At 76.5% G+C, this 4,478-nt stretch carries 5 protein-coding genes; 3 read left to right on the top strand and 2 right to left on the bottom strand.

What is annotated here, in order from left to right; genetic code table 11:
* The first annotated feature begins 279 nt into the window (after positions 1 to 279).
* Together ACSNOD_RS28750 and ACSNOD_RS28745 are read left to right on the top strand one after the other, a co-directional pair.
* Entirely contained in the window at positions 280 to 1,245 is a 966-nt protein-coding gene (locus ACSNOD_RS28750) for an ROK family protein (protein ID WP_436770001.1), read from the top strand.
* A 328-nt stretch (positions 1,246 to 1,573) separates the two neighbouring features.
* Positions 1,574 to 1,783: a hypothetical protein gene (locus tag ACSNOD_RS28745; protein WP_436770000.1), complete on the top strand. Its 210-nt coding sequence runs from the start codon at positions 1,574 to 1,576 to the stop codon at positions 1,781 to 1,783.
* Positions 1,784 to 2,409: 626 nt separating this feature from the next.
* On the opposite strand, the gene ACSNOD_RS28740 is transcribed toward ACSNOD_RS28745, so the two are convergent.
* Positions 2,410 to 2,664, bottom strand: a complete 255-nt coding sequence (locus ACSNOD_RS28740; RefSeq protein WP_436769999.1) for a hypothetical protein — start codon at positions 2,662 to 2,664, stop codon at positions 2,410 to 2,412.
* 95 nt (positions 2,665 to 2,759) lie between these two features.
* On the opposite strand from ACSNOD_RS28740, the gene ACSNOD_RS28735 reads away from it, so the two are divergent.
* Positions 2,760 to 3,797 carry an NUDIX hydrolase gene (locus ACSNOD_RS28735; protein ID WP_436769998.1) on the top strand — a complete coding sequence of 346 codons (1,038 nt, stop codon included), beginning with the start codon at positions 2,760 to 2,762 and terminating at the stop codon, positions 3,795 to 3,797.
* A 198-nt stretch (positions 3,798 to 3,995) separates the two neighbouring features.
* Here ACSNOD_RS28735 and ACSNOD_RS28730 read toward each other — a convergent pair.
* On the bottom strand, positions 3,996 to 4,478 hold a 483-nt coding region (locus tag ACSNOD_RS28730), incomplete at its 5' end, for an MBL fold metallo-hydrolase (protein ID WP_436769997.1).

The following is a 4,478-nucleotide window of genomic DNA, read 5'->3' as shown; positions in this document are numbered from 1 at the left end:
GGGTTCGCCCCGAAGGGGCGGGGATTTGCCCCGGCCTCCGGCCGGGGTGAGGTGGTGGTCCCCGCACCGAAGGCGCGGGCAAACGCGCTCACGTCACAGGCAACGTGACCGTGGTCGTCGCGCAACCCGCCCGGAGGGCGCACCGCACCTCACGGACAACCCACAACGTGGACGTCGCGCAAACCCGCCCGGAGGGAGAACCGCCTGGACAACGTTGTCACGCCCAGGGAGACTGGAGGACCGACCCACCCCCGTACAGGTCAGGAGACACGCCCCCGCATGCAGACCGACCTCGTCGCCGCCCTCGACATCGGCGGCACCAAAATCGCAGGAGCCCTCGTGGACCGCCGCGGCCGGCTCCTCGTGCGGGCCGTGCGGCCGACGCCCGCGCGGGAGGACGGGGCAACGGTCATGGCGGCCGTCACCGCCGTGCTGGCCGAGCTGACGGCAACCGCCGAATGGCCCGCCGCCCGGGCCATCGGCATCGGCAGCGCCGGCCCCGTCGACGCCTCCGCCGGCACGGTGAGCCCGGTCAACGTGCCCGGCTGGCGCGACTTCCCCCTCGTCGAGGAGGTGCGGGGCGCCGTCCCGGGCGGCCTGCCCGTCGCCCTGGTCGGCGACGGCGTGGCGATGACCGCGGCCGAGCACTGGCTCGGCGCCGCGCGGGGCCGCGCCAACGCCCTGTGCATGGTGGTCTCGACGGGCGTCGGCGGCGGCCTCGTGATCGACGGCCGGCCGCACCCCGGGCCGACCGGGAACGCCGGCCACATCGGGCACATCAGCGTGGACCTCGACGGCGACCTCTGCCCCTGCGGCGGGCGCGGCTGCGTGGAGGGGCTGGCCAGCGGGCCGAACATAGCGCGCCGGGCCCTGGAGGGCGGCTGGCGGCCGGGCCCGGACGGGGATGTCTCCGCCGCCGCCGTGGCCGCCGCGGCGCGCGCCGGCGACCCGGTGGCCCGGGCCTCCTTCGACCGCGCCGCCCAGGCGCTCGCCGCCGGCATCGCCGCGACGGCCGCGCTCGTGGAGATCGAGGTGGCGGTGATCGGCGGAGGCGTGGCGAAGGCGGGCGACGTGCTGTTCGGCCCGCTCCGGCGGGCCCTGCGGGACTACGCCACGCTGTCGTTCGTCCGCGAACTGGCCGTGCTGCCCGCGGAGATGGGGACGGACGCGGGCCTGGTGGGAGCGGCGGCGTCCGCGATGCGGCTGCTCGACTCCCGGGGCGAGGAGGCCGTCCTCCCCGGCTGAGCCCCGCGGGGCCCGCGGCCGGCACGCAACGGAAGCGGAAACTCCATCTGAAGGAACCGGAGCCCCGCGCCGGGCCCGGCAGCCGTGCCGTGCCGCGCCGACCGGCCGGGGCGGCTCGAACGGCGCGGCCCGGGGCGAGAAGTGGAAATGACCGGCGCGAGAAGCGGAGGGCCCGGCGCGGGGGCGCGTGGGCCGCGTGGCCGGACGAGGGCGAGGGTAGGGACGGCCGCAGGGGCCGGAAATGCGGCCTTGGAGAGCAAAAAGCCGAATGTGTGATTAACGCATTCGTAGGCGCTGTGGGGTGACCCGCAGGGGAGGGAAGGAACCTATGCGTTCTCCCAAATTCGTCGCGGCGGCCGCGCTGTCGGCCGCTCTGCTCGGCACCGGGGCGGTTTTCGGGGTCTCGGGCGGAGGCGACGACGACAAGGACGACCTGGCCGGCGGCATCGAGGTCGTCCACGTCCACGACGTCAACGTGCACCACATCCCCGTCTCCGTGGGCGCGGTGGGCGGCAAGGCGGAGTCGACGAACAAGTAGCACGGGCGCCAGGGGGGCCGGGCCGGGCCGCCGGGGGTTTCGCCGTGTCGCGGTGACACGGTGGGCCCGGCGGGCCCGGCCGTGAGAGGCGCGGGCGGGGTCCGGTGGGTTCCCGGGGCGCGGTGGTGTCCGGGCCCGCCCGGTGCCTCGGCGGCCTCCCGCCAGGGTCTCGCGGCCGGCGGTCCTCGCCGCCGTCCCGTGGCCCGGTGGACGCCCGTCTTCGGGTCCGTCCGGCGCTTCGACGGCCCCGCCGTGGTCCCGCGGATCACCCGTTGCGACGGGAGACGATCCGCGGGACCTCGGTCGTACGGCGCGGGCGCCAACGCCTCGGCGCCGCGATGACGCGTTCGCTCGCCGGGTCTCGTACGGTGTGCGGCGCGCCTCGGCGTCGCGGACAACGTGCTCGCCCGCGCGGCCTTGCACGGGCCTGCGCCATGCCCCCGGCGACGTGGAGGATGTGTTCGTCCACCTGGGTCGTACGGCGCGTGCCACGCCTCGGCGTCGCGGACGACCCGACGCCCGCCGGGCCCCGTACGGCGCCTGCGCCACGCCCCGGCGCCGCGCCCGCACGCGCCCCGCTGCCGGTCTCGCCCTCCCGCGACCGCCACCGGCCGGCGTTCGGCGACTCACCTTCTTTCCGCGGCCTTCATCGCCCGCGCCGCCGCCCGGCCGCGCATCCGCCGCGGCGTGCCGTCGCTGACGCGGTGCGCCGCGGGCGACCCGCGCACAGCCGCCCCGCCCACCCGCACGCGCACGTCGCACACCACACGCACCGCGCTCGCCAGGGCCTGACGGAAGGGTTCGTCAAGGGCGGACGAGGGGAGCGCGACGCGCCCGCTCGGCGCATGTGACGCCGCGATGTGCCATTCGGTCGCGGTCACGCGGAAACCGCGCACGCCCCACGATGCGTTGACGTTTTCGTGCAAAGGTGTTGCGGGCGCCCGACCGGGGCGGCAGTCGAGCGACAGGGGGAAGCGTGATCGTCTGGCTGAATGGCACGTTCGGCGCGGGGAAGACCACAGCGGCGCGGGAGTTGCTGGAACTGCTGCCGGGCAGTCATCTCTTCGACCCGGAACTGGTGGGCGACGCGTTGCGCGTGATGCTGCCGCGCAAGCGCCTCGACGAAGTGACCGACTATCAGGACCTGCCGTCCTGGCGGCGGCTCGTCGTGGAGACCGGGACCGCCGTCGTCAGCGAGACGGGCGGGGGCCCGCTGGTGGTCCCCATGACGCTGCTCCGGCAGGAGTACCGGGACGAGATATTCGGCGGCTTCGCCGCCCGTCGAATACCCGTCCGCCATTTTCTTCTGCACGCCGAGGAAACGATCCTCCGGCGGCGCATCGCCCAGCGCGAGGAACTGCCCGGCGACCCGGAGGGCAGCGAGTCCGTACGGACCCGGTGCCTCTCCCACCTCGCCCCCTACCGGAAGGCGCTGGCGTGGCTGGGCGCCGACGCCCATGTGGTGGACACCTCCGAGCTCACGCCCCGGCGCACGGCGGAGCGCGTCGCCGAGGCCCTCCGGGACGGCCACGGGCGCTGCGAGATCGTCCAGACCTCCGAGCCGACCGCCGAGACCCTCGCCGCGGGCGTCCTCCTCTTCGATGAGCAGGACCGGGTCCTGCTCGTCGACCCGACCTACAAGCCGGGGTGGGAGTTCCCCGGCGGCGTCGTGGAGGCGGGGGAGCCGCCGGCGCGCGCCGGGATGCGCGAGGTCGCCGAGGAGATCGGCGTCGAACTCGCCGATGTGCCGCGGCTGCTGGTCGTCGACTGGGAGCCGCCCGTGCCCCCGGCCTACGGCGGGCTGCGCCTGCTCTTCGACGGCGGACGGCTGCCGCGCGACGGCGCCGAGCGGCTGCTGCTGCCCGGCGCCGAACTGCGCGACTGGCGCTTCGTCACCGAGGAGGAGGCGATGGAACTGCTGCCGCCGGTCCGCTTCAACCGCCTGCGGTGGGCCCTGCGGGCCAGGGAGCGGGCGACGGTCCTGAACCTGGAGGCGGGCGTACCGGTCGGCTGATCACCGTCGGGCCCGGGCCCGGACCGTACGGCCGTGGCGGGCCCGCCGGCTCGTACGCGGATACGCCCGAGGCCCCCGTACGCCCGTACAGCCGGTACGCCGTGGGCGCTCGTACGCCGGGGGCGCCCGTACGGTCGCGGCGCCGGGCGGAGGGGCCGGGCCCCGGCATCGGACGGCGCCCCGTCCCGGCGCGCCGCGTCAGTGAGCCGCGTCCGGCCCCGCGCCGGGGACGCTCCCCGGGGACGCCTCCTCCGCGGCCGACGCCCCGTCGGCCGCCTGCCGCAGGGCGGCCGCCGCGCCGCCCACCACCGGGTCGCCGTGGCCGAAGCACACCGTGTCCGGGGCGACCGCGGCCAGCGTGTGGAACGCCTCCAGGGCCCGCCGCCGGTCGATGTTGAACACGCCGAGGATGACCGCGCCCGCGTGCTCCGCCACGCAGTCGCCCGTGAACAGCACGCCGGCCTCGGGGAGGTGAACGCCGATGCTGCCGGGCGTGTGGCCGGGGGCGGCCACGACCCGCGCGCCGCCGCCGAAGCCCAGCACATCGCCGTCGTGGAGCTCCTGGTCCACCACGGTCGGCGGCGCGGGCGGGAGGTGCGCGGACGCCTCGGCGTACAGCGGCCGCTCCCAGTCCAGCAGGACGGGCGGCGCCCCCGGCACCGTCCCGCGTATGACGGGCGC

This window comes from Streptomyces sp. URMC 123 (genome assembly GCF_051386515.1).
In the GTDB taxonomy this organism is placed as follows: Bacteria; Actinomycetota; Actinomycetes; order Streptomycetales; family Streptomycetaceae; genus Streptomyces.
The sequence above is the reverse complement of the archived record's forward strand: the minus strand, read 5'-3'. Positions and strand labels throughout refer to the sequence as shown.